General features: G+C 59.4%; 1 rRNA gene. It reads left to right on the top strand.

The window, feature by feature from the left end:
• Window positions 1–17: 17 nt before the first annotated feature.
• Window positions 18–1,459: ribosomal RNA gene (locus tag ABD259_RS25575) — 16S ribosomal RNA — on the top strand; the annotation flags it as partial.

Raw genomic sequence — 1,459 nt, 5'->3', positions numbered from 1 at the left:
GGTTGGGTGTTTGGCCTTTGATGGAGAGTTTGATCCTGGCTCAGGACGAACGCTGGCGGCGTGCTTAACACATGCAAGTCGAGCGGTAAGGCCCCTTCGGGGGTACACGAGCGGCGAACGGGTGAGTAACACGTGAGCAACCTGCCCCTGACTCTGGGATAAGCCGTGGAAACGCGGTCTAATACCGGATACGACGCCTCACGGCATGGTGGGGTGTGGAAAGTTGTGTCGGTTGGGGATGGGCTCGCGGCCTATCAGCTTGTTGGTGGGGTGATGGCCTACCAAGGCGATTACGGGTAGCCGGCCTGAGAGGGCGACCGGCCACACTGGGACTGAGACACGGCCCAGACTCCTGCGGGAGGCAGCAGTGGGGAATATTGCGCAATGGGCGGAAGCCTGACGCAGCGACGCCGCGTGGGGGATGACGGCCTTCGGGTTGTAAACCTCTTTTACCACTCACGCAGGCCCCGGGTGTTCTCGGGGTTGACGGTAGGTGGGGAATAAGGACCGGCTAACTACGTGCCAGCAGCCGCGGTAATACGTAGGGTCCGAGCGTTGTCCGGAATTATTGGGCGTAAAGAGCTCGTAGGCGGTGTGTCGCGTCTGCTGTGAAAGGCTGGGGCTTAACCCTGGTTTTGCAGTGGATACGGGCATGCTAGAGGTAGGTAGGGGAGACTGGAATTCCTGGTGTAGCGGTGAAATGCGCAGATATCAGGAGGAACACCGGTGGCGAAGGCGGGTCTCTGGGCCTTACCTGACGCTGAGGAGCGAAAGCGTGGGGAGCGAACAGGATTAGATACCCTGGTAGTCCACGCCGTAAACGTTGGGCGCTAGGTGTGGGGGCTTTCCACGGTTCCCGTGCCGTAGCTAACGCATTAAGCGCCCCGCCTGGGGAGTACGGCCGCAAGGCTAAAACTCAAAGGAATTGACGGGGGCCCGCACAAGCGGCGGAGCATGTTGCTTAATTCGACGCAACGCGAAGAACCTTACCAAGGTTTGACATCGCCGGTAATCCATCGGAGACGGTGGGTCCTTTTGGGATCGGTGACAGGTGGTGCATGGCTGTCGTCAGCTCGTGTCGTGAGATGTTGGGTTAAGTCCCGCAACGAGCGCAACCCTTGTTCCATGTTGCCAGCACGTGGTGGTGGGGACTCATGGGAGACTGCCGGGGTCAACTCGGAGGAAGGTGGGGATGACGTCAAGTCATCATGCCCCTTATGTCTTGGGCTGCAAACATGCTACAATGGCCGGTACAGTGGGCGTGCGATGCCGTAAGGTGGAGCGAATCCCTAAAAGCCGGTCTCAGTTCGGATTGGGGTCTGCAACTCGACCCCATGAAGGTGGAGTCGCTAGTAATCGCGGATCAGCAGTGCCGCGGTGAATACGTTCCCGGGCCTTGTACACACCGCCCGTCACGTCATGAAAGTCGGCAACACCCGAAACCTGTGGCCTAACCCTT

It is taken from the genome of Nocardiopsis rhodophaea (assembly GCF_039530945.1).
Lineage (GTDB): Bacteria > Actinomycetota > Actinomycetes > Streptosporangiales > Streptosporangiaceae > Nocardiopsis_C > Nocardiopsis_C rhodophaea.
The sequence above is the reverse complement of the archived record's forward strand: the minus strand, read 5'-3'. Positions and strand labels throughout refer to the sequence as shown.